General features: G+C 38.4%; 30 protein-coding genes. 5 read left to right on the top strand and 25 right to left on the bottom strand.

Annotation, left to right across the window (positions count from 1 at the left end; translation table 11 throughout):
* Nucleotides 1-68: 68 nt before the first annotated feature.
* The 4 genes from ASF92_RS12365 to ASF92_RS12350 form a co-directional block, all read right to left on the bottom strand.
* Nucleotides 69-467 (bottom strand): META domain-containing protein, encoded by a 399-nt coding sequence (locus ASF92_RS12365; RefSeq protein WP_056093130.1) that lies wholly within the window; start codon nt 465-467, stop codon nt 69-71.
* Between the two features lie 87 nt (nt 468-554).
* Nucleotides 555-1,085 (bottom strand): GNAT family N-acetyltransferase, encoded by a 531-nt coding sequence (locus ASF92_RS12360; RefSeq protein ID WP_056093128.1) that lies wholly within the window; start codon nt 1,083-1,085, stop codon nt 555-557.
* A 61-nt stretch (nt 1,086-1,146) separates the two neighbouring features.
* A complete protein-coding gene (locus ASF92_RS12355) occupies nt 1,147-1,665 on the bottom strand; it encodes a DUF4199 domain-containing protein (RefSeq protein WP_056093125.1) in 519 nt (172 codons plus the stop codon).
* A 103-nt stretch (nt 1,666-1,768) separates the two neighbouring features.
* Entirely contained in the window at nt 1,769-2,248 is a 480-nt protein-coding gene (locus tag ASF92_RS12350; RefSeq protein ID WP_056093121.1) for a response regulator transcription factor, read from the bottom strand.
* A 138-nt stretch (nt 2,249-2,386) separates the two neighbouring features.
* Between ASF92_RS12350 and ASF92_RS12345 the strand changes: the two genes are divergently transcribed.
* Nucleotides 2,387-3,172: a hypothetical protein gene (locus tag ASF92_RS12345; protein ID WP_056093119.1), complete on the top strand. Its 786-nt coding sequence runs from the start codon at nt 2,387-2,389 to the stop codon at nt 3,170-3,172.
* On the opposite strand, the gene ASF92_RS12340 is transcribed toward ASF92_RS12345, so the two are convergent.
* The 7 genes from ASF92_RS12340 to ASF92_RS12310 all read right to left on the bottom strand — a co-directional run bounded on the left by ASF92_RS12340 (nt 3,173) and on the right by ASF92_RS12310 (nt 7,661).
* On the bottom strand, nt 3,173-3,781 hold the full coding sequence (locus tag ASF92_RS12340; RefSeq protein ID WP_056093116.1) for an alpha-ketoglutarate-dependent dioxygenase AlkB: 609 nt from the start codon (nt 3,779-3,781) through the stop codon (nt 3,173-3,175).
* Entirely contained in the window at nt 3,757-4,005 is a 249-nt protein-coding gene (locus ASF92_RS12335; RefSeq protein WP_056093114.1) for an Ada metal-binding domain-containing protein, read from the bottom strand. The genes ASF92_RS12340 and ASF92_RS12335 overlap by 25 nt, the downstream gene beginning before the upstream one ends.
* Nucleotides 4,002-4,850, bottom strand: a complete 849-nt coding sequence (locus ASF92_RS12330) for a methylated-DNA--[protein]-cysteine S-methyltransferase (RefSeq protein WP_056093111.1) — start codon at nt 4,848-4,850, stop codon at nt 4,002-4,004. The genes ASF92_RS12335 and ASF92_RS12330 overlap by 4 nt, the downstream gene beginning before the upstream one ends.
* A 92-nt stretch (nt 4,851-4,942) precedes the next feature.
* The gene (locus ASF92_RS12325; RefSeq protein WP_056093108.1) at nt 4,943-5,230 is read right to left on the bottom strand and encodes a hypothetical protein; all 288 of its coding nucleotides are present in this window, start codon (nt 5,228-5,230) and stop codon (nt 4,943-4,945) included.
* 292 nt (nt 5,231-5,522) lie between these two features.
* A complete protein-coding gene (locus tag ASF92_RS12320; RefSeq protein ID WP_056093105.1) occupies nt 5,523-6,212 on the bottom strand; it encodes a CPBP family intramembrane glutamic endopeptidase in 690 nt (229 codons plus the stop codon).
* A gap of 75 nt (nt 6,213-6,287) precedes the next feature.
* Nucleotides 6,288-6,851, bottom strand: a complete 564-nt coding sequence (locus tag ASF92_RS12315; RefSeq protein ID WP_056093101.1) for a DNA-3-methyladenine glycosylase I — start codon at nt 6,849-6,851, stop codon at nt 6,288-6,290.
* A 222-nt stretch (nt 6,852-7,073) separates the two neighbouring features.
* Nucleotides 7,074-7,661, bottom strand: coding sequence for a ferritin-like domain-containing protein (locus ASF92_RS12310; protein ID WP_056093098.1), 588 nt, complete (start codon nt 7,659-7,661; stop codon nt 7,074-7,076).
* A gap of 213 nt (nt 7,662-7,874) precedes the next feature.
* Between ASF92_RS12310 and ASF92_RS12305 the strand changes: the two genes are divergently transcribed.
* Both ASF92_RS12305 and ASF92_RS12300 read left to right on the top strand, forming a co-directional pair.
* The gene (locus tag ASF92_RS12305; protein WP_056093096.1) at nt 7,875-8,483 is read left to right on the top strand and encodes a hypothetical protein; all 609 of its coding nucleotides are present in this window, start codon (nt 7,875-7,877) and stop codon (nt 8,481-8,483) included.
* Nucleotides 8,484-8,714: 231 nt separating this feature from the next.
* Nucleotides 8,715-9,167, top strand: coding sequence for a PA2169 family four-helix-bundle protein (locus ASF92_RS12300; protein ID WP_056093093.1), 453 nt, complete (start codon nt 8,715-8,717; stop codon nt 9,165-9,167).
* Between the two features lie 656 nt (nt 9,168-9,823).
* Here the strand turns inward: ASF92_RS12300 and ASF92_RS12295 are convergent.
* Nucleotides 9,824-11,374, bottom strand: coding sequence for a cryptochrome/photolyase family protein (locus ASF92_RS12295; RefSeq protein ID WP_056093091.1), 1,551 nt, complete (start codon nt 11,372-11,374; stop codon nt 9,824-9,826).
* Nucleotides 11,375-11,537: 163 nt separating this feature from the next.
* On the opposite strand from ASF92_RS12295, the gene ASF92_RS12290 reads away from it, so the two are divergent.
* On the top strand, nt 11,538-11,747 hold the full coding sequence (locus tag ASF92_RS12290; protein ID WP_056093088.1) for a hypothetical protein: 210 nt from the start codon (nt 11,538-11,540) through the stop codon (nt 11,745-11,747).
* A gap of 859 nt (nt 11,748-12,606) precedes the next feature.
* Here the strand turns inward: ASF92_RS12290 and ASF92_RS12285 are convergent.
* From ASF92_RS12285 to ASF92_RS12235, 11 genes are all read right to left on the bottom strand, one after another.
* Complete coding sequence (locus tag ASF92_RS12285; RefSeq protein WP_056093085.1) at nt 12,607-13,032, bottom strand: VOC family protein; 426 nt, start codon at nt 13,030-13,032, stop codon at nt 12,607-12,609.
* Nucleotides 13,033-13,057: 25 nt separating this feature from the next.
* Nucleotides 13,058-13,564: an SRPBCC domain-containing protein gene (locus tag ASF92_RS12280; RefSeq protein WP_056093083.1), complete on the bottom strand. Its 507-nt coding sequence runs from the start codon at nt 13,562-13,564 to the stop codon at nt 13,058-13,060.
* Complete coding sequence (locus ASF92_RS12275) at nt 13,564-13,881, bottom strand: helix-turn-helix transcriptional regulator (protein WP_056093080.1); 318 nt, start codon at nt 13,879-13,881, stop codon at nt 13,564-13,566. Before ASF92_RS12275 ends, ASF92_RS12280 begins: the two co-directional genes overlap by 1 nt.
* Nucleotides 13,882-14,785: 904 nt before the next feature.
* On the bottom strand, nt 14,786-15,352 hold the full coding sequence (locus ASF92_RS12270) for a hypothetical protein (RefSeq protein ID WP_056093077.1): 567 nt from the start codon (nt 15,350-15,352) through the stop codon (nt 14,786-14,788).
* A 185-nt stretch (nt 15,353-15,537) separates the two neighbouring features.
* The gene (locus ASF92_RS12265; RefSeq protein WP_056093306.1) at nt 15,538-15,900 is read right to left on the bottom strand and encodes a nuclear transport factor 2 family protein; all 363 of its coding nucleotides are present in this window, start codon (nt 15,898-15,900) and stop codon (nt 15,538-15,540) included.
* A gap of 114 nt (nt 15,901-16,014) precedes the next feature.
* Entirely contained in the window at nt 16,015-16,509 is a 495-nt protein-coding gene (locus ASF92_RS12260) for a helix-hairpin-helix domain-containing protein (protein ID WP_056093074.1), read from the bottom strand.
* A gap of 171 nt (nt 16,510-16,680) precedes the next feature.
* Nucleotides 16,681-17,340 (bottom strand): hypothetical protein, encoded by a 660-nt coding sequence (locus ASF92_RS12255; protein ID WP_056093070.1) that lies wholly within the window; start codon nt 17,338-17,340, stop codon nt 16,681-16,683.
* A gap of 67 nt (nt 17,341-17,407) precedes the next feature.
* Complete coding sequence (locus ASF92_RS12250) at nt 17,408-17,971, bottom strand: Crp/Fnr family transcriptional regulator (RefSeq protein WP_056093067.1); 564 nt, start codon at nt 17,969-17,971, stop codon at nt 17,408-17,410.
* 128 nt (nt 17,972-18,099) lie between these two features.
* The gene (locus ASF92_RS12245; protein ID WP_157263856.1) at nt 18,100-18,591 is read right to left on the bottom strand and encodes a hypothetical protein; all 492 of its coding nucleotides are present in this window, start codon (nt 18,589-18,591) and stop codon (nt 18,100-18,102) included.
* A gap of 180 nt (nt 18,592-18,771) precedes the next feature.
* Complete coding sequence (locus ASF92_RS12240) at nt 18,772-19,941, bottom strand: cell division protein ZipA C-terminal FtsZ-binding domain-containing protein (protein WP_157263854.1); 1,170 nt, start codon at nt 19,939-19,941, stop codon at nt 18,772-18,774.
* Between the two features lie 149 nt (nt 19,942-20,090).
* A complete protein-coding gene (locus ASF92_RS12235; protein WP_056093057.1) occupies nt 20,091-20,447 on the bottom strand; it encodes a hypothetical protein in 357 nt (118 codons plus the stop codon).
* A gap of 546 nt (nt 20,448-20,993) precedes the next feature.
* Between ASF92_RS12235 and ASF92_RS12230 the strand changes: the two genes are divergently transcribed.
* On the top strand, nt 20,994-21,338 hold the full coding sequence (locus tag ASF92_RS12230) for a single-stranded DNA-binding protein (protein WP_056093054.1): 345 nt from the start codon (nt 20,994-20,996) through the stop codon (nt 21,336-21,338).
* Nucleotides 21,339-22,725: 1,387 nt separating this feature from the next.
* Here the strand turns inward: ASF92_RS12230 and ASF92_RS12220 are convergent.
* Both ASF92_RS12220 and ASF92_RS12215 read right to left on the bottom strand, forming a co-directional pair.
* A complete protein-coding gene (locus ASF92_RS12220; protein ID WP_056093049.1) occupies nt 22,726-24,774 on the bottom strand; it encodes a TonB-dependent receptor in 2,049 nt (682 codons plus the stop codon).
* Nucleotides 24,775-24,862: 88 nt separating this feature from the next.
* Nucleotides 24,863-26,194, bottom strand: coding sequence for a sorbosone dehydrogenase family protein (locus ASF92_RS12215; RefSeq protein ID WP_056093046.1), 1,332 nt, complete (start codon nt 26,192-26,194; stop codon nt 24,863-24,865).
* Between the last annotated feature and the right edge of the window lie 180 nt (nt 26,195-26,374).

Below are 26,374 nucleotides of genomic sequence, written 5' to 3'. Positions count from 1 at the left end.
TGGTATTGTGCTGGAAAGCACGAAAATACTAAAAATAGTCGATTGGGCTTAATTTAACGGCAGATTTCCTAATCAATTTTGCTAAATATTAGAATCGTTTGCCCGCCTTTAAGGAGCTGAAGTTTGCCGTTAACGATTTTTGCATGATCGGTTTCGTTCAGTGCTGTTAAAAAAGTATTTTCTGCAGAAGCGGTTGCCTCACAAAACATTTTTGTGCTATATACATTTTTTAGCTTGGTCTGGTCATCTTTTAGATCTAGTTCACCGCCATAGCTGTTGCAGAAAGATTTTCCGCTAACTCGAAGGCTGTCGTTAAAATTCAAAGTGGCCTTTGCCGATGTAGGCAAAGTTTTACCTGTCATTTCAGTTAATTCCCATTTTGTATTTTTCAGGGTTTCCGGAGTAAACTTATCGAAGCAAGAACTTAAAAAGCAAAGAAGTATACCACAGATGAGGAGATTTTTCATAGTCAATGAGTTTTCCACTGGAATTATCAAAAACCACTCCAATAATCTGCTGACGATGTTGATTATTTTTAATTAAGGTCCTTTTATTCAATAATAAGAACTTCGGTCGATTTTCATCCAATGATGAAGTCGTCCGTGATAGTTAAATGTTTCAATTTTACGTAGTCCGGCTTTTTCCAGTACTTTAATAGATGAATTGTTTTCAACATCGGCGATCGCAATTATTTTAGGTACGTTCAGCATCTGGAATCCGTATTTAAGGCTGGCCTTTGCTGTTTCAGTTGCATAACCTTTGCCCCAATAACGTTTAATAAACCGGTAGCCCAAATCATAATAGTTAATTTGATTGTTACAGGTTTCAGTTATAAATTTTAATCCACCCCAACCAATAAACTGACCTGATTCCTTTTCAATAACAGCCCATCTGCCAATGCCATTGTCAATATATTGCTTCCTGATGAATTCGATATCACTAATGCTTTGATGGATGGACTTAACAGGTTTTCTGCCAAGATACTGATGTACATCTATATCTGAATCAAGTTCAAATAGCATTTCAGCATCTATTGGCAAAAGCGCTCTCAAAATGAGTCGTTCCGTTTCAGCAAAAATTTCCATCGCTATCGTAGTTAAAAAGACGTTATTTATTAGTTTTCTAACATAAGTTATCTCCAGCCAATTATCTGGATCTTCTTTTCAATATCAGCGCACAAATTAAGGAAACCACCAATCCCACGGGAAGGATTTCAGAATAAGTTAGCAGCACAACATAAAATGGATTTTTATACATTTCCTTATACTCAGCCATCTCACTATTTTTTAGAGTCAGTTCAGCTGCGTTTGCGCCATTTCGTTTAGCCTCAGCAAGTGTATGTGCCGTGTATTTGTCCATAAAGTCGGGAACAAATAAGTAGTAATCTATAAGCCAGACCATAACATATATGGTTGATGCAATCAAACTGATGAAGAGACCAATTCTGAAGGCTTTTCCAAATGATATTATGCCTTCGTTATGTTTATCCCGAAAACGCTTAACAGCTACGAATATAAAGGAGAAAGCGAGCAACATGGATGCATAGCCAATGAGCATGCTGCCTTCAAAGTCTGCACTGTTATAACATTTTGCGATGGATAACAGCATCATTGCGGATACAATGAATCCGGCAATTAATCCAAATACGATTACAATTTTTTTCATCTTAATATTTTTTGAACCAAATTTGCCTTATTTGAGTCTCTTAGACCTCATACTTTTGAGTGATTTTGAACAAATAAGCGTAATTGCTTCCAATTATGATTGTTTAGGCTATAATATGGAGCCGCTTCGCCGCGTCTACAGCCTGGGTCCTGCGTTTCACATCCATTTTTTCGAACAGATTTGACGTATGTGTTTTTACTGTGTTCAACGAAACAAATAACCTGGAGGCGATTTCCTGGTTGCTCAGACCACCTGCCATCAGGGTTAATACATCCAGTTCACGTTTGCTTAGATTTAGCTGTTCGATTATTGCTTTATCCGGGATGAAGCTTTCCTCTTTATTCACAAATACTTTTCGCTCCACTACGAGGGTTTCAACTTTGGGTTTAGTTAGTTTCAACGCCAGCCAAATGCCTAATCCGGTAAATATAACAGCAATCATTCCGGCATAAATTTCGAAAGCATTGTTAAGTATCAGGAATTTCAATTCCAACCATTTCAGCAAAACCAGCAATGCTGCTAATGAGCTTCCGTATAGAATGATGGATTTGTTTTTAATAAGAAAACTTGGTTTAAGCAACATTTTTATTTTTTCCTGCCCTAAAAATAATAAAAATTAAAAATTACCATCACATCTTATTTCTGATAATTTAAGTTCTTTTATAATTTTTAAAAATAAATAAAGATGATAAATTAGCAGAGAAATAACTGATACCGCCATATGAAAACGAAATTCTTAATATTTATTTTATCTGTTGCTTTAATATCGTGTAAGCAGGAAAAGTTAGAAAAGACCTATACACCAAGAGCTTTAAATAATGGCGAAATCTTTAACGAATTTCCAAAAGATAAAAGCGACGCACTTAAAATTGTAAAAATAGATTCGGGGAGTAAAGCGGGAGTTTTATTTGTTTTGAAATTCAGGGATACAGCAATCCTGATCAAGGACGACCCAAAGCCTTTGGCAACAAAATTTTATCAGCCAAGATTTATGAACAGCCAGAAAACCGCCGCTTTAGTTCAGGTTGCTGACAGCTCCGGTTTGGTATCGCCTTTCTTTGTTGTTTCAGTTAAAAATGGAAAGCCGGAGGTGATTAAATTAGACAGGCCTTCAGCAGGCGCGAATGACCGTAAAGTAACCGCCGGACTCCAGGAATTAAGTCTCAGCACCGTTTTAGTTAACAACGATTATATTGTTACGCTTATTAACGGAAAGATTTACCCTGTAAAAAGACAAAATGATGCAGAAAGAATCCAAGGCACATTTCTTTATAGTTCGGGTGATAGAAAGACGCTTGTATTCGCAACCGCAAACTCATTATACCAAACCAATTACATCACTGGTGAAGCAGTTAACCTACCTGCACCAGCCTCAATATTAGATCCTGCTACCGTTGCAAAAAATGTTCAGCAAAATTACCACTTCAAGCAAAATTCGAAAGGCAGTTTATTTCTAGAAAAAAATGATGACGATAAAATCGTCGACATTAGTGAATTTAAGAGATAACTAAGTACGCATGGTTCTAAAAGTGAGGTTTATCCTTGGCTTACTTACCTTTTTAGTAGGGGGCAGGCGGTGCATCCAGTTGGTCTGTGTTTCACCTGCCATTATTAAAAGGCTTCCATCCTCAAGAAAAATATCAATCGTTTCTTTAGTTTGTTTATGCTTGAACAGAAACTTCCTTTCGGCACCAAAACTCATGGAAGCAATCGCAGCATCTTTGGCGAGGGTTTTTTCATCATCACTATGGTAGGCCATGCCTTCATCGCCATTATGGTATAAATTTAAAAGGCACGAGTTAAATAGCGTACCTGTTTTTTCTTCGGCTATGCTTTTGAGTTGCAGAAGCTCTGGCGTCCACGCTAAAGCCTTTTTTGATGCCCCCGAATAAGTGTAAGAATAATCTTTATCTCCGTACCAGGCTACTTTTCTTTTGGTAATGATGTGTTTGCCCATGATGAATGCTTCATCATTTTTCCATTCGATGCTGGTCCATAACCGATCGAAATAATGGCTGGCATCACCTGGAGAAAATAATTTCCCGTAGTATTTTACAATTCCGCCGTAAGGCAAAAGATTCTGGTTTACGTTTATATTTTGATTGAATAAATCCATTTTCGATATTCCTCTTTTAAACAATTTCCACAAGGCCGGAAACCCGCTTCTAATGCAGCGCTCTCTGATTGAAAAAAGACCCTGTTTTCTTTTTTCAATCGCTTTTCCGATTTACAGCCTAATGTTCCGTAAATTTTCAAATGGCTGTTGCCCGCTAAGTTAATTTCTTTATTTTTTATTTGAATTTTAAGCGAAGCGGATGACAATTCCGAATGTTTTATCATTGATGTGCAGTTTCAGTTTTTGCCGCTTCCCATCCAATCATGGCGGTTTTTCTTGCTACACCCCAATGGTATCCGCCTAAGGCACCACTTCCCTGAATTACCCGGTGGCAAGGAATAAGAAAAGCCACAGGATTATCGCCAATAGCCGTTCCCACTGCTCTTGAAGCATTGGGATTTGCCAAATTTTTAGCAATTGTACCATAAGTTGATAGCTTTCCCATCGGGATTTTAAGCAAGCTTTCCCAAACTTTCAATTGAAAGTCGGTTCCCCTCAAATGAAGTTTTATCTGCTGGATTTTGTTCCAGTCATGATTGAAAATAAATAATGCGTTTTGTTGTGCTGAATCCATAATCTGCTTATAGTTAGCTGCCGGAAACCGTGTTTGTAAATTTCTTATTGCTGCGGTTTCATCCTCGTTAAAAGCAAGATGACAAATTCCTTTTGGCGTTGATGCCACAATAACGTTTCCAAAAGGGCTTTCAGCAAAACTATAGTTGATGTGCAGGTTTTCTCCCCCGTTTTTATAGTCACCGGGTGTCATCCCTTCAATATTTATAAATAAATCGTGTAGCCTGCCGGTGCCTGATAATCCGGTTTCCATTGCCGTATCGAACAAGCTTTGATTTTCCTTTAACAATTGTTTGGCATAGCCGAGGCTAATGTATTGTAAAAAACGTTTCGGACTTGTGCCTGCCCATTCGCTAAATAACCGCTGAAAGTGAAACGGACTTAAATTTACCTTTTCGGCAACTTCTTCCAAACCTGGTTGGTTTTTAAAATTTGCCTGTATGTAATGAATTGCTTCGGTAATTCTGTTGAAGTTGATCTCCTCCTGTACTTTCATAATCTTAATTATTAATATACAAAAGTAGTTTTGATTTTAAAGCTAAACCACCCGAAACTTGCTAAGTTGTCAGAATAAATTCTTGCCCCCTTTTACAGGAATTGTATAACCAGCTTTTCCCATTCTTCATCCAATGAGATTTCAGGGCGGCTTTGTTTCGCTTTCTGGTACCAATAATCGGCATTCCAGATGTCGCCTTCCTTGCGATGCAGGTAAGCATGTACGTGTGCAGATAAAGTGTCGTTTAAGTGGTCAACCTGCTTATGGGCTTCATGCCAGTTCCCTTTCCCATCGTGCCATAGTGCCAGTAATTGAACGGATAAATTAGGATCAGGCCTCTCATCTTTTAATGATGCTTTAAACTCCGGTAAACTTTTCATGGCCTGAATATATTGATTTTAGCTATCACACGCTAAATCCATGAGTAGTTTAATTATGCTGTATCGCTTCAAAACAATTACTAATCTTTTCAATTAAAACATTTTTAATATCAATTTCATTGGTTTTGCTGCTTATCTGTTAAGAAATATAATCATTTTCGATTTAAGTAGTTTCTGGTTTTTCAGCTTCATTATCAGGAATCTGTATGGGGAAAAACTCTTCTGAATTTAAAAGGGTTTTAATATGTTTCTGCTAAATATTTTTGCATTCGACCATTCGAAACCTGTTGAATTAATAACGATTTATGGAAATAAAAATTACAATCATATCCCAAAGAAAATGGCTTATCATAAGTACTTTAATATTTCGGTATTTTTGATAGTAAATTGCATATATTAAGCCGATCACAAAAGGACCAACCATGTTTATTATGGTACCAAATCCAAAATGTAGCAATCCAAAAATAGCAGAGGAAACAAATATAGCGACATAGGGATTTTTAAAAAGTACTTCTAATCTTGGTTGTAAATAGCCACGGAAAATTAATTCTTCGGTAACGCCTGCCGTTAATGCAGCAAATACAGCTAAATATCTGTGTGCTTTAAACATCCGGATGGCGTTTTCCAGCGTTTCGCTTTTTATATCAACATGAAAAAAATGGCATACTATCCGGATAATCGACACCGAGAGGATAACGGAAATGAAGATCAAAACAATGGAAATTAAATAAAATATAAAATCGTATTTCTGTTCTTTCCAGAGCAGTATAGGCTGTTTCTCTATTTTTTTAGCATACTGCCAGATACCAAGCGCCAAAACCCAGTAGAATAATCTTGTAAAAAGAAAAAGCTTAGGCGTAACGGGGATGGCATACAGCCTGATATACATCCCGGTCAAAACCGGCTGTAGAAAAAGGATAATAATTAAGGCAATTACACTGAAAAGGATTTTTCGAAAGGCTATTTTAGATACAATCTCCATATGATGAAGATATAGTTTTTGACTGAAAACAAAACTCAAATCCTGAATCAAATTCAGTTGTCCGCCTGATTATTTTCACGCATCACTATTTTTATTTAGCCACATCGGTTTTTGCTTCACTATTTCGATGTTAACAGGGCAATTGTCGTCGTGGCAACCCGGCAGATAGCCGATGCTCATTAAAAATTCATTCACAATTTCGCCACCTGTAAACCTGAAGGTCTTTTTGAATAACTTTATCCATTCTTCTTTAGTCTTTGGGTGGTGGTGTTCCAGCCATTTTTCAAATGAACCGTATGTGACCTGTAGCGACAACATGGTTTTTGCATTTTCGATGGCTGCATTAATTTTTAAACGGTTTCTTATAATCCCGGCATCGTTTAGCAGTCTTTCCAGGTCAGTTTCATTATAAGCTGCAACCTTTTTCAGGTTAAAGTTGTCGTATGCGTTGCGAAAAGACTTTTCCTTTTTTAAAATTGTTTCCCAGCTTAGTCCGGCTTGATTAATCTCCATAAGCAGCCTGCCGAACAGTTCATTATCGTCGTGAATTGGGAAACCGTAATGGTTATCGTGGTAGTTTTTGTGCAAAGCCTTTCTTTCTTCGGGCTGCATTAATTCGATGGCACTGCAATAAGACATGTCTGGTTTGATTTGGAAAATGAAGTTACAAATAAAACGAAAAAAAAGAGTCTGTATCAAAAGATTTCCACCTGCGCGGGATCCGATAGCTTTCGGATGACGGAAACAAATAATACTAAAACCAAACAAAAAAGTCCGGTAAAACACCGGACTCTCTAATCTTTCAATGAATTGTTCTAATCTTTTGACCTTTCAACGCTTTCCAGAATTTATTTTTTATTGTTATTCCTGTGAGGCAGCCTCATTAACAAAGCTAACTGCGCATTCTGTAAGCGCAACATCGGTTGCTTTTTCATTTTCCAGCGTCTGGCCGAGCAATTCTGCTACTTCAGTATGACCCATATTTTCTGCAAATACTTTTAAAGTACCGTAAGTAGCGATTTCATAATGCTCTACTTTTTGTGCCGCAAGGATAAGTCCCGCATCGCGAATCATTGTACCTGCATCCGTATCTTCGATAATTCCATCAGCTTCTTCTAATAAGCCAGCCATTGCGTCGCATTTTTTTGCTGCTGCTTTCTCTTCTAAAAGTGAGAATACCTGCTCTAATGTTTCAATATGTGTCTGGGTTTCCTGTGTATGTTTTTCAAACGCTGCGGCGAGTTCCGGGCTGGTAGCTGCCTTCTTCATTTTCGGTAGTGCTTTCACCAGGTGTTTTTCTGCCCAGTAGATGTCCTTAAGTTCATCAACAAAGAATTCATGAAACTCGGAATTTTCCATCTTTCCGGTTTTGGATTTTGTATTTGCTGCAGTTTTAGTTTTTGCTGCACTTTTTGTTGTAGTTGCTTTGCTTTTTTCTGTGGTAGCCATAGTTTTATTTTAAATATTGTATATACACAACCGCTTAAAACATTAAATGTTCCAATGAATTAATACGCAATTTATTCAATTAGTACGCGTGAATGTAAAATTCATTCCATAGTCTTCGCCATCCAATACAAATAAGACAAAACTTATTTATAGCAGGCAGGGTTATATTGAAAGGGGCTTGACGGTATTGCTCCCCTGTATTTTTCAAAGGATATGAAAGACGAAAATGTAGATAGTAAAATCATTCCTCCACAGGTTGTAGGCAGCGCTATTGATGCCATTGAGAAGCGTATTTTTAAAACTGAAGCGGAAGCCCAGGTTTTATTTGATAAGGCATCAAAACGTCTATTAAGCATTAACGAATGGGAAAAGTATGCGGGTATATCTTCATTTCAATTAATAGATGCCCACGGTATTCGGGCAGACCGGACGGCGGAAACCGGCGACTTCATCAGAATTGACATCCCGGGGCCAGGTACACATGTTGGTATGGGCTACGACTGGGTTAGGATAGAGGACATTAAATTGCTATCAGAAGATGAGCAGCAAGTATTATCTGTCATTGTCCGGCCTTGTAATCATCCAATGGATAAAGACGGGCCAACAGCACATTTTTTTAAAGATACGGCCACTTCAACATTTGTTATCCGGAAATTCGGACTGGTTGTAACTGCCGAAGAACATGGTCGTAACGAAGTTCCGAACACTGATCAAGGAAGCTTTTTGGATAAAAGCAGGAATTTCTTCGTCGGCATTGCGGCTAAAATAGGCCTTTCATATCCTCAATGGAAAAGCCTGGTTAAGGGCTTATTGGCAGACTAATTTCATTATCGGTCATTCTCAGCGCCAAATATATATGTTGGCGTAATGTATTATGCTGCTTCTCCATTTCCACTTTCTATTTCCAATTTCCTTTTAATTATAATTTCTGACTATAAATTTTCCTTTGATAAACAGTCAGGAAGAAACAACCAAAAGTAATAACTTATAGCTTGAAGTGATTATTAAAACATTTATCAAGGTATCCGGTTATTATAGAAATCTAAAAAAAATATGGAAAACAATAATGAAATTATCTCAGATTTAAAAGGACTTATCTCCATCGTTAATGATGGTAAAGAAGGTTACGAATCTGCAAGTGAAACAACAGACAATTTAGAGTTAAAAGCAATTTTTCTGAAATATGCTGCGGAAAGAAAAGCTTATGAACTGGAATTGAAAGCCCATTTAGCGAGCCATGGTGCTGAGTCAGACAATAGCGAAGGTGGTATCCTTGGCGCAATTCACAGAACCTGGATAGACATTAAAGAAGCATTGAGCAGTAAAGAAGATCAAGCTATTTTAGGTGCCATCGAAACTGGTGAAACAGCAGCCGTGGAAAAATATGATAGCATTTTGAAATCGCCTGGAATTCATGCTGATCACCTTGATTTGCTGAACAGACAGAGGGATGGCATTCAAAACGCGCTTACTGAAATCAAATCGCTTAAAGCTACAGCTAACTAAGAAATAAAGAGACTGTATTATTTATAATTGCAGTTAATAAAATTGTCACATTAAGCCTGTCGAAACGCCGAATAAATATTTTAAACGGCTCCTTCGGCAAGCAAATGATGACAATTTTTTATTTATGATACAGTCTCATTTCTATTTAACTGCACTTAGTCCGACCCTTAACTGGCTAATATAGAATCAATATTAGTGACATATATTGATTCCTTTTTTCATGAAGCACGGTACTGACTCGGCTCGCCGCCGCCGAAGGGCTCTTTCTTTTTGGCATCAAAAAGAAACAAAAACCGAAGCACTGCTGAGCTCATTAATGCAGATGAAAACAAGAAAAAACCATTTACCCGAAAAATTTATTAGGCCGGATTAAAGTAGAACGGTGATTCTGTGCTTGGGCCTGCCTGGATGGAAATGCGAATTAGTTAAAAATACTGAATATATGATTTGCATAACGTAAATTGTAGCCCATCGAAGGGTTTATTATTATTATTTTAAACCTTCTAAAATGTTCGCAAATCTTCGAGAAGCATAGTATGATAATAACCAGAAATTATTGGACAGGTACAGTCTCATTTATATTAATTTGCAACTCAGTCTGGCCCTTAGCCATCTCAATGGCGCGACGGCTAAGCCATTTGTTCCATTCTAGAATACTACAACTCATCAATATGAGCTAAATAGTATTGAGCTTGTTCCAACAATTCATCTTTGGCTTCAGGTTTCATTTTATGCCATATTGAATACACCATTTTCAGACGCTGGTTCTTAGCCAATATATCCTCATGTTTATCAAAAAAGTTCCAGTATAGGCTGTTGAATGGACAGGCTTTTTTACCGGTCTTCTTAGCTTTATCATAATAACAACCCTCACAATAGGAACTCATTTTGTGAATGTAAGCCGCTGAACTCACATAAGGTTTAGTGCCAACCAGTCCGCCATCGGCAAACTGACTCATGCCCCTGGTATTGGTAATTTCAACCCATTCTATCGCATCAATGTAAATTCCCAGGTACCAGGCATCCACTTCATCAGGATGGACACCTGCCAGCAATGCAAAATTCCCGGTAACCATCAACCGTTGTATGTGGTGCGCATAGGCAAGTTGCAGCGATTGATTTATGGCGTTTCGAAGGCAGTTCATTTTCGTGTTTCCTGTCCAGAACCATTTTGGTAGGCTATTTTGGTGATTAAGGTAATTAAGCCCGGCATAGTCAGGCATTTTTAACCAGTAAATTCCCCTCATGTATTCCCGCCAGCCAATAATCTGCCTTACAAAACCTTCAAGCTGGTGGTAAGCAATTCCCCCGGGATTTTTGGCATAAGTCTCAATGGCCTTATCAACCACTTCCATTGGTGAAAGTAACTTTGTATTCATCGCAAATGACAGCCTGGAATGATAAACCGACCATTCGACCGGAGCCATTGCATCCTGAAAAGTGCCGAATAAGTGTAAGCAGTTTACAACAAAGAAGTCGAGTAAAGTCAAACATTGCTTCCTGTTTACAGGCCATATAAAGTGCCGGCTGTCTACAGATCCAATGGTTTTGATGTTGGCCTCCCTGATTTCGGCTTCTATTTCACTTAGGTCATTATCGAAAATAAGAGGCGGAATGGATTTATGATTTTTGGGTAATTTGCTGCGGTTGTCCTCGTCGAAATTCCATTTACCATGTATGGGTTGGTCGCCGTTAATGATTAACACTTTATGTTTTTTACGCATGTAATGGTAGAATGTTTCCATTAAAAACACTTTTTTATCCGAAAAGAAAGTTTTTAACTCCTCCCTGGTGCTGTAGAAGTGTTCCGTGTCGCTTATGTTGAAGGGGATTTTTAAACTTTGAGTGAAGTTTTTTAGATGTTCATCCACCCTGTATTCATCGGGTAGCTGGTATTCAAATTTTTCGAATTGATATTTTTCGATAATGGCTTCGCAATTTTTATCAAAGCGCTGCATGTTGTCCTTGTCATTCAGGTGTATATAAGTCACCTGGTGTTTTCGTTGTCTGAGCGTTTCAGCAAAATTTCGCATCGCCGCAAAGAAACCAAGGATTTTTTGAATGTGGTGCCAGGTATAGTCGGTTTCACTTCGAAGCTCCATTAACACGTAGGAAACAGAATCATCAACATTTTTATACCAGCTGTGGTTAATGTTGAGTTGGTCGCCAAGTATTAATCGCAGGGTTTTAGGTCCGGTTTTGCTCATTAATATTTAAACAGTAAAGCAGCGGGGTTGTTGGGGAAAAAATCAAAGACGGGAATCTTAATGCAATGGATTTTTTTTTATTCCCTAAACACAATCTTGCCTCGGCTAGCCGCCGAATGGCTTCTTCTTTATCCTTGATGATAAAGAAGCAAACAATCAAGGCTTGGAACTGCTGTCGGATAAATTCGTTAAAGCTTTTAAGGCGGCAGCACAAGCCCCGATGAAAAATCGGGAGGAACGCGCTGCCTTGGCCAGTAGTAAGTTGAATGTGATTGCACAAGCTTTAACGTTTTCTCCTTCCATCATTCCCTATGCCGATAGCGAGGTGCAGATAGCAGGTGTAAAGACAGGTATCAGCAGGTGCTTGCTTTGAAACGCTGAGGGGAACTCCCCTCCTTATTTTCAAGGAGGGGCAGGGGTAGTTAATTAATTGAGTTTCATTAAATAGTATGCCGGATAGAAGCTTGTAAAAAATGTTAATTCAGAACTTATTATAAAAACTCGTCTTTCCCGCGCAGGCGGGAATCTTAATGCAATGGATTTTTTTTATTCCCTAAACACAATCTTGCCTCGGCTAGCCGCCGAATGGTTTCTTCTTTATCCTTGATGATCAAGAAGCAAACAATCAAGGCTTGGATCTGATGTCGGATAAATTCGTTAAAGCTTTTAAGGCGGCAGCACAAGCCCCGATGAAAAATCGGGAGGACGCGCTGCCTTGGACAGCAGTAAGTTGAATGTGATTGCACAAGCTTTAACGTCCTGAGCGTAGTCGAAGGGTCTCCTTCCATCAGTTCCTATGCCGATAGCGAGGTGCAGATAGCATAGTGCAAAGGTACACCTGCCGTAAAGTTTTTTTTGGGGGAGCCAACCTACTTAAGGAGGTACTGGGGCAATGTCATTAACTTAAGGAGAAAATAAAAAAAAGTTGTCATCCTGAAATTGTCGAAGGGCGAACGGTTTATTATTTTCGATTGAAAAATGTCTTCGACAAACTCAGAGTGAAAGGTGATTTGCTTAAGCAAGTTCCGTCATTGCGAGGAGGAACGACATGGCAATCTTTTTCAGCAGAACTTCAAAAAGTATTTCCTCTCTGTAATCGGGTTTGGATAAACAGGTGTTTTAATTCCTGATTATGAAACCACCCCCAACCCCTCCTTGAAATAAGGAGGGGAGTAGGACACTGTGATAAGGGGAAAATAAAAAATGTTGTCATCCTGAGCGTAGTCGAAGGATCAGCTATTCGTGCTAAAATCAATCATCCATTCGATGCCGAATTTATCCCTGAACATGGCAAAGTAGGAACCCCATGGACTGTCTGCAATTGGCATTTCAATTTCTCCGCCTTTAGAGAGGCTATTGTATAATATATCGGCCTCTTCGCGACTGGCTGCGGTAATAGCTATTTTAGACCTGTTTTCTCTTTCGTTTACTTTACCCAGAATTTCAGGTACATCATTGCCCATTAAAACATTCTGACCGATTGGTAAAGCAATGTGCATAATTTTGTTTGCTTCGTTTTCCGATATGGGGTTTTCAGCGCTTGCAATTTCCTTAAAGCGTACAATGCTCTGGAAATCTCCGCCGAATGCTGATTTGTAAAAGTTAAAGGCTTCTTCGGCGTTGCCATTGAAGTTGATGTGTGGGTTAATTAATGCCATGATTTTCTGTGTTTATCTTATTTGGTTAATTGTTGTTTTTTTTAAAATCAGCCAATAGTTTTTCTAAATTTTCTACCGAAGCAGTAAAGCCTTCTTTGAAACCCATTGCAATCATACGTTCCAGTCGTTCCAGGGATTCGTTGTAAATGGTTATCTGAACTTTTGTTGTACCGTCTTCTTCGCTGAAATTGTAATCCCAGTCAGAACCGGGCAATTGCGGATTTTCATTTTCATCTGCAAAGGCATTGAACATTTTGAAATTTGTTTTTGGGCTAATGGATTTATATTCCTGAATCGACCAGTGTTCCTGACCTTCCGGACTTACCATGGCATAAAACCTTTTTCCGCCAACTTCAAAATTCATGTATTTGGTTCTGGAAGTCCAAGGCTTAGGCGCTACCCATTGGTCGAGAATTTCTGCTTTGGTAAAGGCATCCCAAACCAGGTTGAGTTCAGCATTAAACGACCGATTTATATGTACGGTTTTGGTGCTTTTGTCTACGGTAAAATCAAATTGTTGCTTGTTTTTCATTATTTCTGGTTTTTAAGTATTGATAATACATCATCGAGCTGATTAAATCTGGTTTCCCAAATTTTTCTTAATTCATTTATCCATTTGTCTATTTCCTCCATTTTCTCAATTTCCAGGGAATAGTAAATTTCGCGGCCCTGTTGTTCCTGCTTTACTAAATTGCACTCCGTTAAAATCCGGAGATGCTTGGAAACGGCTTGCCTGGTGGTGTTAAAGTTTTCGGCAATCGCATTAGGGGTCATCGCCTGTAAAGCAATTAACATGATAATGGCTCTTCGGGTAGGGTCGGCTACGGCTTGAAAAATATCTCTTCTCATCAGGGTAAATTTAAATGTGAAACTATTCGGTTGCACAAATATATGTGCAACTATTCGGTTTCGCAAATTTTTATTAAAAATTTTATCAAATACCGGTAGAGTTTTGGTTTTCTATAGGGATTGGAACAGAAGTGTTTCCTTATCTGCACCATTCTGATAGCAATGGTACATTTATATAATGACAATGGTGTATACCTGATTAAGGATTATCAATCAGAAATGTAAACCAATATCAGTGATATGAATTCGATTGTAATCCTATCCCATTGTAGGACAAGCGCTAACAGCATAACCGTTTCGATGGACTTTCGACGGACTTAGGTCGGGATTTGGTCGGACTTATGACAATTGTACCCGACCAAACTCCGCCTTAATTGTGAATGAAGTCCATTCCAAAAGTTAATTTGATAACATTAGAATAGATAGGTGATTTTCCAATATTTCAATGCCTCAGGATTTAAATCGGCTGTATTAAGTAGATATAGCAGCTAAGACCAGAATTTTATTTCGTTCCCATCATCCAGTTGCTATAGAATCTCGCGCCTGCCTACCGCAGGCTGGCTGGAACCACGAAGTGCTTAGCGAAGCTAATCTTAAAGCGCTGCAATAGCATTAGGATTCCCCAGGCTGGTGAGAGCTTGTGACTCATCTCAAAAAATAGGAAGGTTTACACTCGCGATTCTAAATTTTAAAGCTGCGGTTTTTTTAAAATGGGTACAAGTTAAAACTTGCACCGGCAAGTTCATTACTTGCAATCCGACCGGACTAACAAGAGTATACGTCCTGCTTGCACCTAACGTACCGGGGTTTGGCGAAGCTTGGTGGCTAGAGTAAAGTTGCTAAAAAGCTTGAACGGTTAAAGAAGAACTTACACCAAGTTTTGCCAAACCCTTATTATATGCCGTTAGCGTCCTAGTTCTGTTAATCTAATTCTATAAATGCATTTATTTGTAAGTATACTATCTCTGTTATATGTGGATTTTGATGAGGGTTTTATGTTCCAAATTAAGGTATGTAATAAGGCTAAGCCGTTATCAAATCGTTCACGTTTGAATTCAATTGTAATTTTTCTATCCTTGCAAACTTCGAAGGATGTAAGGTCCTTTTCTGGAAATGTGTGAAATAAACTATCTAGTTCCTTTTTTTGGTTGTCTGGCACATTTGTAATATCAAATTGGGCGTTGCCTTGGAAAAAAATATAGCAATCATCATCAGAAAGATAGGTTAAATCAGGTTTGCCTTCACCTCGTGAATAAGTTACAATATTCTTATGATATCTAAATTCAATTATAGTATCTATGTTTTTTTCTAAGAATTTTGCCAAACGCTCATACTTCGCTATATTTTGAAATCCTTTCTTGTCAAAATGAGCATTGTTCAGAACATCTGTCTTTACTTGCTCCGTTATCGGAGTGGATGAACATGAATAAAAAGCTATGATTAGAATGATTAGTTGGAATCCTTTTTTCATTTGTTATCGCTAGGTTAGTTTTTTGTATGGCATATAACAGTCCGGAGCTTGTAGCTCTTATCAAAAAATTATGAAATTAAGCTTTGCTAATTTTAAATTTAGAATTAGCCTTTTTATATCTGTACGAGTTAAAAACACGCACCAGCAAATTCATTTAATTACAATCAGACCGGACTGGTAAGGTATTAGTTTGTTTCCTCCATTTCAATATCCATTCTTTTTAACAAGTCGTCTTCCATTGTATAGATGTGTTTTACTTCCCCATTAAAGATTAGGTTTCCTTGCAAGTCTTTTACAATCTGGTGTACAGTTACTTCAAATGTTCCGTTTGGTCTTTGATTAAATTCCGTTGGTTCAACGGTTGGATTTATTTCCGTCCATTGTCTTGTCCAGTATGCTCTTATTTCGTCGTGTCCACTTACATAACCACCCTCAAAAGCCTTTGGCCATTGAACGTCTGGGTGAAATGTCGAAAGTGCCGTATCAATGTCTCTTGAGTTAAAAGCCGGATAGGCCTTTTTAATTAAATTTTCAAAATGAGTTATCATAAATTTCGTTAGAATGTCGGTTTTTTTGATTGGGTTTTCCAATTTTGCTACTCCGGTCTATTCGTTTATCGGTCTAAGGTGTCGTTCAGCCTGATGCAAAACCCATCTTAGCGGTTAGGTTTTTTTGTCTTTCTTTGTATATCCTAATATTTCAACCCACGATTTTTGAGGTCTGCTTTTTGGATAACCGTTCTCTGTACGAAACTTTTTTCGTTCTCCCGTAAAGTCCCACCATGTTTTATTCGTGTCATGTGTGTTTGCAAAGTTTACAACTAATCTGAACTGGTCTTCAACGCAAGGGTCTGTCCAATATCCTTTTTTTAGTTCGTATTCATCTGTCAGTTTTGCGCCGTTCTTGTTTTTTAGTTCGTTTAGCGAATAATACCCTAAAAACACCAGGTCTTCAGCAAATTTTATTCCGACTGACGGAACAGTTTGAAATTCTGCTAATGCATAAATTTCTTTTGCTCGTGCGGTTGTAGCATTAAGCAATGCTTCTAATTCGTCTGTTGCAAAATCAGGAATGTCTGTAATTTTGATTTTGTTCTTTCTTAAATTTGCTTTTTCAACGTCTGTCAGCGGTAGTTTTATGTTTATCTTACTTTTCATCTTCGGTAAATTCAGCAAATAGCAGTTGTTGTCATTTTTTTTTCGGATTGGAGCTGGTAATTCATTTCGTGATATTCTAACTAACTTAACCATTTGCTATCTTCAATTTTGCCTTCTATTAAAAAACTCGACTTTGCTCCTTATAATGGCGGTGCTTGCCATTTTTGGCTTTCATTGTTTTTGCAATTTATGCTCTTTTGTCAAACGATAAATAGCATAAATTCCTGGTATCATTGGTAATGTTGCTGTCCACATTCCTGCAAAGTAATAATGACCTGTTGTTTTATAATAATAGTTTGGCATACTGGAAATTATGGAGCCATTTATATTTTCGGTTATAGCATTTAAATTTGTTGGCTTTATTTCGGGTTGTAAAAGTGGAAAGATAAAATGTGTAAACTCCATTACTCCGGGACCGATAAAAATAAACCAGGCAATAAATCCTGCAAGTGGAATTCGGTAATACAAACCCAGAGTTGTCAAGGTATAAATTGTTGGTCCGATTAATGCAAATACCATTAGAAATCCTTTTTCACTCCAGGGAATATCAAATAACCTACTCATTGCAGGACCAAAACCTGTTAAATATTCTTCTGTAATGTGTATTTGTAAACAAGCAACAGTCAATACAAAAAGCGGAAGCATTAATTTAGGGTCAGTTGGATTTTTAAGGTATGTGAAATACCAGAATATAAAACCAATAATGCCGGAGCCTCCAACAATAATAACTGGCGGAAGTCCTATTTTAATGTAGCCCATTGTTGTTGCGATAATACAAAAAGCGATCGCTACTGTTACGCTAATAATTTGTGTTTGTTTAGATGTTTGCATTTTCTTATCTATTTTAATGCAAAGCTCAATAAACAGGTCTTCAAATCTTTTTACAAATGATAAAAAATCATTTCTTAGCTCTGATTCTACTTAATGATACTTGAGTAATCCCGAGATAGTTTGCCAAATCACCCAAACTTATTCTTTGAAGAAGTTGACTATGCTCTTTTAAAAAATGATTATAACGTTCTGTAGCATTTTCTTCAAGCATTTCACTTATTCGTTTCATCATATTTATTGAAGTATAAGAAACTAGTTTTCTGAAAAATGTTTCAATTGAATGGTGTTTTGTACAAAGTGCTTCCAAATCAGATTTATAAATGAAAGTGGTGGTCGTAGTTTCCAAAGCCAAAATCGTGTAATTTGAAACGGTTATTTGTATGTAACTATCAAGAACGGTAAACATGGAGTTTTCCGGGAAAAATTTCATAATAAACGCTTTATCTTTTCCATTAAAATAGGTTTTCACAAGACCCTGGTCTATGAAAAATATTTTTCGGCACTTTTCTCCGTTTTCTAATAAATATGCTCCCTTTTGAATTGTTTTAGTGTGTAGTTTATTTGTTAATTCATCAGTTGCTTGTTTGTCGAGTTTTGAAAGTTCATTTACGAATTGGATAAAATTAGCCATTGGATTATTGTTTGAGGTTTCTCGCTAGGGTTGCAGGTGATGTTTTCGGGGCTTTGCAATGGTGGGGGCTAGAGATAAACTTCCTCTATGCAGGGTGATGATTTTCTTCTAATTTTGCAAACGCCTTGTTATGTGCAATCGATAAGTTCTATCTTTGGCTCGGTTAAAGATATTATATGAACGACATGATTCATGCAATATAATCCGTAATGTTTCATCTCATCAGGGAAGATGTCATTTGCAATCGTCTCTTTTAAGATGAAATCAAGATACGAAGACTTACTATATACACGAAATACGGAAAACTCGCCGGCCTTATATTCATCTTTATTATCTTGAAAGTTTATAAAGCCTTCTTCTATTACATGATAAGAGACGTAACCATCAAACTGAATAGTAAAATATTCTGACTTTTTATCTACCTCAATCCTGCGCTTTTCATTTAGCCCTATTTTTCCCACCATAATATTTTGGACAACATCAGATGTGGTAGATTTTTTTATTTCCAGGAAAATTGAGTTATCATTAGGTTCGTGTATGTCACTAAGAAAATATGAACTGTTCTTATTTATTTTATCAAAATATTTCATAATAATGGTCTTTTCTTTAGTTACCGTCACTCCCCGTTTCCCAAGCTGATGCGAGCTTGTAGCTCGTATCCTAAAAATTGAAAGTTTTGGGCAGTGACTTTCTAAATTTAAATTAGCTTTTTTATATTGGTGAGTTAAAAACTTGCACCATCAAATTCATTTAATTACAATCCGCTCGGACTAGCAGGGGTTGTACATTATTGCCATCATTTAAAACATTCTAAGTGCCTTGTCAGAACCTGATATTAAACCTTTATGTTCCATTCGTGTTAAAAATGCCGATAATTCTTGCTTTGATTTTTCTTCATCTAAAGGTTTCATATTTCTGTCTAAGACTTGTCCACCTAGACGTTTTTGGCAATACTTAACTGAGTTTAACATTATCGCATAAACATTTTTAGGGTCAGCACATCTTGGTATTGAGAAACCAAAAATCAAGTTTTGAGGATTCATATTTCCATGTTTTATTTCTTCAGGAAAAAAGTAACCTGGTTCAGTCGTTGTCCAAACGCTGAAATTTTGGTCGTGTCCATAATTTTTGTCGTTTCCCCAATGAAACAAGTCACCATCTCCCCATTTTAAGCCTACACTTTGTAAAACATCCCACATTTTTATTCCTTTGAAATGGTTGTCGGCTTGTAAAACAATAATAGCGTCAAGATTGAATTCTTGATTTAATTGTACAAGTTTTTTTGCTTTTGTGATAGCTGATTCTATAGTTTCCGATTGCTCAATCTTTAGTTTAATCGGATATTTTTTTATTCTCTTTTCTAATTCGTCTATGTAGCGTTTCAGTTTTTGACGGTTATAATCTGGTGTTTCTTCATTAAAAACATCTTGTATATCCACTGCAACTTGAAGTTTACTAAAAACTTCAGGACTGTCACCAGCATCTGCATATGTCCATCGATTTTCTTCAGGTGAAAAGCCATAGATTGTTGAATGAAATTTGCTTCTCCAATCATAGTCAAACATTTTATCGAAGTCGGATTTCTTGAATGAAACACTTTCAGTCGAAGTCAAATTTATGACCCACTCTCTTTCATTGTCTGCCTTATACTCCATATTCTCCGTCTCTCTAATTATGTCCGGAAATGAAAGTTTATTAGTGTCCAAAGTGTAAGAAGCATTTTCTGAAGGTTTATCGAGGTTCAAATTCTTAATCCTGTCGTTACTTTGTGATTGTGACGAAATTAAATAGTTTTCCAACTCTGATTTTGGCTTTTGTCTGAAAACAAAGTAAGCAATAACAGATAATGCAAAAATTCCTAAAATTATATATATCGTCATTCTGTTCATTAATGTAGGTGTGAAGTTGAATACCAAATAACGTTCTGGCGCTTTGGAAAGTTGACGGGCTAGAAATAAACTTCTTTGCAATATAACAGGATAAAGATGATTTCCGGCAATTTTGTAAAACCATTGTTAGGCGTTTCTAAAACCCCGCTTTTATGGAGGACACACCATTCCTTCTCATGTTTTTGTACTCGCATATATTGTAGGAATCGTTAACCAAACTATTTCAGCCATCATTTCTCCTCCCTTTTAACTAATAAAAATTCATCGTCACCCAAACTCAGGAAACCATGTTCGTAGCAGAACGTGTAGGTTTTACCGGTTTGGTTTTGGTATACAGAGGTGAAATAATCTAAATTGAAACCCTCATAAAGCAATTTTTTCCGGCTGATTTTCTTTGTTTTTCCTTCCGGATTTAGTTTGGAAAGGATGCTGCGGTTTCGTTTCAAAATACAGTTGACCTTCTTAACCACCAGGTTATCTTCAGTTTTAAGGTGGTTGTTATAGTTGTTGCGGCATAAATCGTCGCAATATTTTTTGTCGGATCGGCCTTTAACAGGCGAACCGCAATCGAGGCAAAAGCGTTCCATAATAATTTCTGTTTGTTTATTATGGGATGATGACTAAAAATAAGGATAATTCTTTCCATTTCAAAACAGGTGTTGGTGCTGTCAAGGGAAATCGCTTTTAACTTTTCTCTGATAATTCTTCCTCTTTTTGAGCATGCCTAAGCATTATGTTTGCCACGGAAGCACGAAAAACAGGAAAACTTTAATCTCCTCCGTGATTTCTGTGTTTCCGTGGCTAATTAATTTTTGCACATGTTTTAAAAGCAATTTCCCTGTTGATGCTGTCTTTTGTCCGGTTTAATTAATACCGGAATCATGAGCAACTGAATGGCGGATCTGTATTTCCGCCATCCTATGATGGGCCTGAGGCAACTGTTTACGCAAATAACTTATGTCTAACTAATCCTCGTATTGGCCGGTTGCGGCGCATTACTTTCAGGTTAAACGTTTATAAACGACTATAAATACTTATTGTACGGATAATTTTCATGCCTGTTGCAAACTTTGTCCTGTCGGTAGCCAGGGTGGTTGCTGTTCGTTAATATTTAGAAAATAATTTATAAGATCATGGAAAACGTAACAAACAAGGTGGTATTAAGCGGTTTTGCAGGTGCTGATGCGGAAGTTAAAAAAATATCGGCAACACAAAAAGTGGCAAAGGTTAGGCTGGCTGTAAATGACTATTATAAAAATGCTTCCGGGGAAGAAGTCAAGAATACACAATGGTTTAACCTGACTTTCTGGAACGCCAAGGCAGATGTTGCGGAACTGAAAATAAAAAAGGGCACTTATCTAACGATTGAAGGCCGGTTACTGAATAATTTTTATGAAGCCAAAGACGGCAGCAAGCGTTACACAACAGAAATCGTGGTAATGGAAGTTTCCGTTAAAGAAGCAGAAGTTATGAATTGAGATTATATAAATTAAAGCGCTTCGTTATTCTAAATAAAGATTGGAATCCTTTTTTGTAATTACTTATAGATGCAATGGAATAACGAGCGCTTTTAAATGGTTTATAATGCCGTGCCGTTTTTATAATGGTTTATATTATAATGAAGTAATTTTGTGCGAGATATTACCGTCTTAACATTACAATGACGTTACCAAAATATAGGAAATAGGGTAGGTGTCTGCGCATCTTCAATGAAGCAATTTTAACAATTCAACAACCTTCCCGGCCCCTCCTGAAGTAAGGGAGCTCGCACCTACCGCTTGAAACACGGTGGTAGAAATTCACAAAAAAGACAATATTATCGATTTGACCCATCTATGCATGATTCATTTCTGTGTTATAAAGTTCAAAGATCTCACTGTAGCGGTCTAGATGACGACATATCGTACCCACCTAGAAATTAAAAGCACATACCTACGGATGCCTGGCTCTGCGCCCTGCTGTAGTCGTCTCGCTATCCGGCCTAGGAAATGATGGAAGGAGAAAACGTTAAAGCTTTTGCACTTTCCTTAAATCTCTTTCTGCCTAGAGGCAGCGCACCTTTTCCGACCCTTAGTCGGAATTTGCGCTGACGACCAACAAAGCTTTGACGAATTTATCCGACAACGGTTCCAAGCCTGGGGATTTGTTACTTTTGGGCTAAGCCAAAAGTAAAAGTCAATCGGCGGTGGACTTGTACCGATTTTCATCGGTGAGCCGAAGCAGTCCAGAGCGCAGGCAAGAATAGCAAGCGCTTTAAGGTTCCCGCCTGCGCGGGAATGACGACCGTATTATAGCGATCGACTTAAACTCCTATCCGCCTATTGGCACCTTTCCCATGAAAGGGAAAGGGCTAAAAGAGTTTTTTCATAACCACCCCAACCCCTCCTTATTTTCAAAAAAAGCACCTACGAATACCTGTCTTTGCGCCCCGCTATCTGCACCAGCTTATCCGGCATAGCAGATTTTCGCAGGAAAAAGCACGGAAATCTTTTCAGTCCATTCATTAAACCACAACCCAAGGCAGAATCAAGCGGGTGTGTTGGGGATAAGCAGGGTGAGAGCCTTGAGGCTGCCGCTATCAAGATTCCCGTAGCTTTTTACAAGGAAGGATGCAAGTCTTGGACTTTTGTTACTTTTGGGCCAAGCCAAAAGTAAAAGTCAGTCGGCGGAGGAACTGTACCGATTTTTCATCGTAGCCGCGAGGCAAAGCCTGAGCAAAGGGCATTAATAGTGAGCGCCTTAAGGTTCCCGCCTACGCGGTAATGACGACCATATTATAGCGAGCGACTTAAACCTCTATTGGTCTATTGGCGCCTTTCCACTGAAAGGGAAAGGGTTGGATCTGAACCGAACGGAAGATTTGTCTTATAGCCTCGCCGAAAGCCCTGTATAAAAGTTCCTACCTGCGGCCGGATTAAAATACCGGTTATTTGCCGCATTCAAATCGTTACCCAGACTGTAACTTTCGTTTAACAGGTTATTAACACCGGCGAATATTTCCAGCTGTACTTTGCCGATTTTTAAATTTCTTAGGCCTGCTTTTGCTTCAACTAAATTGTAGCGTTTTGCAAAAACCGTATTCGCATCATTTAAGGGAATCGCAGCGGTATAATTATGTTGTCCGAATAAGTAGAAACCTTTCGCGAATTGAAATTCCAGGCTGCTCACCAATACATTTTCCGGCACACCGGTTAACTTGTTGCCTGAATAATCGGAATTGCCATTGACGAAACTTTCAAAGCGGTAATGGCTGTAACTATAATTGCTTCGCAAACGTAAGGCATTTAAAAAGCCTTTATTATCATTTATCAGCCAGAATGCGGTCTCAATTTCGATGCCTTTTTGCCTTGTGCCGCCGGCATTGATGAAATATTCCGCATCATTGGCATTCAAACGCCTTACAATGGCATCTTTAAGCTGGTATTGAAAAGCATTCAGGTTGGCATAAAAGCGGTTATTGGTCGTTTTATAGCGAAAACCCATTTCGTAATTCCAGCCATTTTCTGCCTGTAAGCTGTTATTGATGTTATTGTCTGATGAACGGACCTCGGCCAATGTAGGCGGGGAGTAGCCCTTGCTTGCTGATGCACGAACAGCAACTGATGAATTCAACAAATAAGAAACTGCCAGTTTTGGCATGAGCTGTGTTTTAAACGTCCTTTTTTGTTCGCCAATCGCCAAAGGGAAAAAGCTTTCGTAATTGTAGTTGAAAAAGTTAAGGCTCGAAGCCAGTTCGATAAGTAACTTACTATTGATATCGAAGTTAAACCGCAGGAAAGCAAAATTCTGATTGGCTTTTAAATCATCATAGGCAATCATTGCAGTTGCTGTACCTTCATTATTTCCAAAGTTTTTAACCTGCGTCCTTGTGCCCGAACTTTCCAGGCCGCCTTGCGCATTCCATTTAAAATTTTCAGTGCTGCGGGCATATTCTAAAAATGTCCTTAAACCCAGGGTGCTTTCATAACGCTTTTCATAATTAGTTATAAAAGGGTTTTTGAAATCTGTGTAAGAGGTGAACAAGGCAATTACATGCCTGAAGTTTTTATCAATCTGGTAGGTGTTCGACAGTCCGGCAAATATCGTTTTATTATATATGGCGGCCTGCTGGGTAATGGCTCCCGGAATGGTTGCTGTAGCTGGCCGGGCCAACCGCGGGTCTAGTTCCATTTGTGCGGCTGTTAATCCGCCTGGTGTTTCATAAGCCAGGTCACTGTAAAATACAAAAGCTTTTAAAAATCCTGAAGGATCATAATTCCATTGCTGTGTGGTCTGGAAATATTTCCTGTCCATCGCACTATTCTGCCGGTAACCATCGCTTTGCTGGTAACCCTGGCTAATGCTGAAGCTGTAATTTTTAAACTGATGCTGAAGAGTGGCTGTTTGATGAAACAAGCCATACGAACCGGCACTCAATGAAGCTTCGACTTTGTTCTGTATAACCGGCGTGTTGATCAAAATGGCTCCGCCTGTATTGGCACCAAAAATACTTGCATCCGGTCCCTTATAAATTTCCATGGAACCCACCGACGATACATCCAATAGGTTTAAATAGGTGTTTCCCCCGGCATCTGTTAAAGGAAAATCATCCAGGTAAATTTTGATGTTACGAATACCGAAAGGCGACCTCAATAAGCTTCCGCGAAGCGATAAGCGGTAACTTCCAGGCGATCTTTCTTCCATGCGAACACCAGCAACTGCATTGAAAGTGCTTACCAATGAACTGCTCTGTTGATTCCTGATTAAACTGCTGTCTACTAAACTAACCGCAGAAACTGAACGGATGATGGGCTGTGAATTGTAATAGCCTTTTACCACTACCTCATTGAGTTTCTGGGTCGAGTCTGTTTTAGAAACCTGTGCGGCGGCAGCTAAGGTAAAAATTACGCAAAGGGTGGTCAGGGATAATCTCAATGGATGAATATTAGGATTTCAGATAAAAAGCATCGCGGGTTATGCGATAAAATTACACATAACCCGCGATGCAGCAAAGTTCTGAGAATTATTTGGCGGCTACTTTCCAGATGATGCCGCTGACATCATCGGCCACTAATAAGGCGCCATCGGGCGTTAAGGTAACGCCAACCGGGCGGCCATACACTTCTCCCTTATCCACATTGGCAATGAAACCGGTTAAAAAATCTTCGGGTTTACCTGTTGGTTTTCCATTTTTAAAGGGAACGAAGGCCACTTTATAACCGGATAACGCAGATCGGTTCCAGGAACCATGCTGACCGATAAATGCGCCACCCTGGTATTTTGCAGGGAATTTTGTCGCCTTATAAAATGCTAATCCTAAAGATGCGGTATGCGCACCCACTGGAACATCAGGCACAATGGCTTTTTTTACAAGTTCAGGGCTTTTGCCTTTCATTCGTGGATCTTCATTCTGGCCATAATAGGAATATGGCCATCCGTAAAATGCACCTTGTTTTACGCTCGTAATATAATCAGGGACAAGTTCGTCGCCCAGGCCGTCGCGTTCGTTTACAGCAGTCCAAAGCATATTGGTGCCTGGTGCCCAGTCTACACCAACAGGATTACGTAACCCGCTGGCATATATTTTTTCACCTGTTCCATCGGGATTAACTTCTAAAATACTTGCCCTGCGTACTTCATTTTCCATACCATTTTCACCAACATTGCTGCCCGAACCAACGGTAATGTAAATTTTGCTTTTATCAGCGTTTGCTATCAAGTTCCTGGTCCAGTGGTTGTTGTAACCGCCGGCGGGCAATTCTACAATCTTTTTGCCATTGCCTGTAATTTTGGTATCGCCCGCTTTGTATGGGTATTGCAAAAGACCATCGGTATTGGCTACGTAAAATTTGTCGCCAATAACCAGCATGCCGTAGGGTTGGTTTAAACCTTTCAGGAAAGTGGTTACTGTTTCTGCTTTACCATCTTTGTCGGCATCGCGGTATAATAAAATGGTGTTCGCACTTTGCCCTGTTACTTCGGATTTTGATTTGCCAGAAATTGCGCCAGCCACCGCTTCCACGGGTGTTCGTTCTGAGTTGCTCAACACAACCAGTACATCTCCGTTAGGGGTAATGTAAGTATTTCGTGGACTTTTAATGCCTGATGCAAATTTAGTCACTGCAAAGCCTTCAGGTGCTACGGGGGTTTTTCCTTCAGGCCAACCAATAACCTTACTGAATTTGTTTTTGGCTGCGGTGGTGTCGGCAGCAGGAAGGTTTAATTCTGTGGTGTAGGTTTCTACGGTTGTATCCGACGCTAAACTATCTGCTCCGTTTCCGGAATTGGAGTTGGACTGACATCCGGCAAATGCAGCCGTCGATATTAATGCTGCATATAAAATTTCTTTTTTCATAATTTAATGTTGAGCCAATGATTATTACTCAAGCTATAACAGCAAAAAGGAAAGGATGTTTGTATTGATTAGATGTGTATAAACGCTTTTCGGAAATTTAAAAAATTACTAATTTGTTTTATTGTGTAACTAAATTAGATAATATGCAACGGATAAATAACAATGCGATGTTCCTTATTT

The sequence above is a fragment of the Pedobacter sp. Leaf176 genome (genome assembly GCF_001424305.1).
In the GTDB taxonomy this organism is placed as follows: domain Bacteria; phylum Bacteroidota; class Bacteroidia; order Sphingobacteriales; family Sphingobacteriaceae; genus Pedobacter.
This window is presented reverse-complemented; position numbering and strand designations above follow the sequence as displayed.

What these genes read in the sequence shown, in the direction of transcription:
- ASF92_RS12330 (WP_056093111.1), bottom strand. Translation starts at nt 4,850, where the DNA reads ATGAAAGTACAGGAGGAGATCAACTTCAACAGAATTACCGAAGCAATT.
- ASF92_RS12300 (WP_056093093.1), top strand. Translation starts at nt 8,715, where the DNA reads ATGGAAAACAATAATGAAATTATCTCAGATTTAAAAGGACTTATCTCC.
- ASF92_RS12255 (WP_056093070.1), bottom strand. Translation starts at nt 17,340, where the DNA reads ATGCAAACATCTAAACAAACACAAATTATTAGCGTAACAGTAGCGATC.
- ASF92_RS12235 (WP_056093057.1), bottom strand. Translation starts at nt 20,447, where the DNA reads ATGGAACGCTTTTGCCTCGATTGCGGTTCGCCTGTTAAAGGCCGATCC.
- ASF92_RS12335 (WP_056093114.1), bottom strand. Translation starts at nt 4,005, where the DNA reads ATGATAAAACATTCGGAATTGTCATCCGCTTCGCTTAAAATTCAAATA.
- ASF92_RS12365 (WP_056093130.1), bottom strand. Translation starts at nt 467, where the DNA reads ATGAAAAATCTCCTCATCTGTGGTATACTTCTTTGCTTTTTAAGTTCT.
- ASF92_RS12250 (WP_056093067.1), bottom strand. Translation starts at nt 17,971, where the DNA reads ATGGCTAATTTTATCCAATTCGTAAATGAACTTTCAAAACTCGACAAA.
- ASF92_RS12285 (WP_056093085.1), bottom strand. Translation starts at nt 13,032, where the DNA reads ATGGCATTAATTAACCCACACATCAACTTCAATGGCAACGCCGAAGAA.
- ASF92_RS12270 (WP_056093077.1), bottom strand. Translation starts at nt 15,352, where the DNA reads ATGAAAAAAGGATTCCAACTAATCATTCTAATCATAGCTTTTTATTCA.
- ASF92_RS12265 (WP_056093306.1), bottom strand. Translation starts at nt 15,900, where the DNA reads ATGATAACTCATTTTGAAAATTTAATTAAAAAGGCCTATCCGGCTTTT.
- ASF92_RS12320 (WP_056093105.1), bottom strand. Translation starts at nt 6,212, where the DNA reads ATGGAGATTGTATCTAAAATAGCCTTTCGAAAAATCCTTTTCAGTGTA.
- ASF92_RS12275 (WP_056093080.1), bottom strand. Translation starts at nt 13,881, where the DNA reads ATGAGAAGAGATATTTTTCAAGCCGTAGCCGACCCTACCCGAAGAGCC.
- ASF92_RS12230 (WP_056093054.1), top strand. Translation starts at nt 20,994, where the DNA reads ATGGAAAACGTAACAAACAAGGTGGTATTAAGCGGTTTTGCAGGTGCT.
- ASF92_RS12215 (WP_056093046.1), bottom strand. Translation starts at nt 26,194, where the DNA reads ATGAAAAAAGAAATTTTATATGCAGCATTAATATCGACGGCTGCATTT.
- ASF92_RS12325 (WP_056093108.1), bottom strand. Translation starts at nt 5,230, where the DNA reads ATGAAAAGTTTACCGGAGTTTAAAGCATCATTAAAAGATGAGAGGCCT.
- ASF92_RS12355 (WP_056093125.1), bottom strand. Translation starts at nt 1,665, where the DNA reads ATGAAAAAAATTGTAATCGTATTTGGATTAATTGCCGGATTCATTGTA.
- ASF92_RS12295 (WP_056093091.1), bottom strand. Translation starts at nt 11,374, where the DNA reads ATGAGCAAAACCGGACCTAAAACCCTGCGATTAATACTTGGCGACCAA.
- ASF92_RS12310 (WP_056093098.1), bottom strand. Translation starts at nt 7,661, where the DNA reads ATGGCTACCACAGAAAAAAGCAAAGCAACTACAACAAAAAGTGCAGCA.
- ASF92_RS12340 (WP_056093116.1), bottom strand. Translation starts at nt 3,781, where the DNA reads ATGGATTTATTCAATCAAAATATAAACGTAAACCAGAATCTTTTGCCT.
- ASF92_RS12315 (WP_056093101.1), bottom strand. Translation starts at nt 6,851, where the DNA reads ATGTCTTATTGCAGTGCCATCGAATTAATGCAGCCCGAAGAAAGAAAG.
- ASF92_RS12345 (WP_056093119.1), top strand. Translation starts at nt 2,387, where the DNA reads ATGAAAACGAAATTCTTAATATTTATTTTATCTGTTGCTTTAATATCG.
- ASF92_RS12350 (WP_056093121.1), bottom strand. Translation starts at nt 2,248, where the DNA reads ATGTTGCTTAAACCAAGTTTTCTTATTAAAAACAAATCCATCATTCTA.
- ASF92_RS12260 (WP_056093074.1), bottom strand. Translation starts at nt 16,509, where the DNA reads ATGAAAAGTAAGATAAACATAAAACTACCGCTGACAGACGTTGAAAAA.
- ASF92_RS12360 (WP_056093128.1), bottom strand. Translation starts at nt 1,085, where the DNA reads ATGGAAATTTTTGCTGAAACGGAACGACTCATTTTGAGAGCGCTTTTG.
- ASF92_RS12280 (WP_056093083.1), bottom strand. Translation starts at nt 13,564, where the DNA reads ATGAAAAACAAGCAACAATTTGATTTTACCGTAGACAAAAGCACCAAA.
- ASF92_RS12305 (WP_056093096.1), top strand. Translation starts at nt 7,875, where the DNA reads ATGAAAGACGAAAATGTAGATAGTAAAATCATTCCTCCACAGGTTGTA.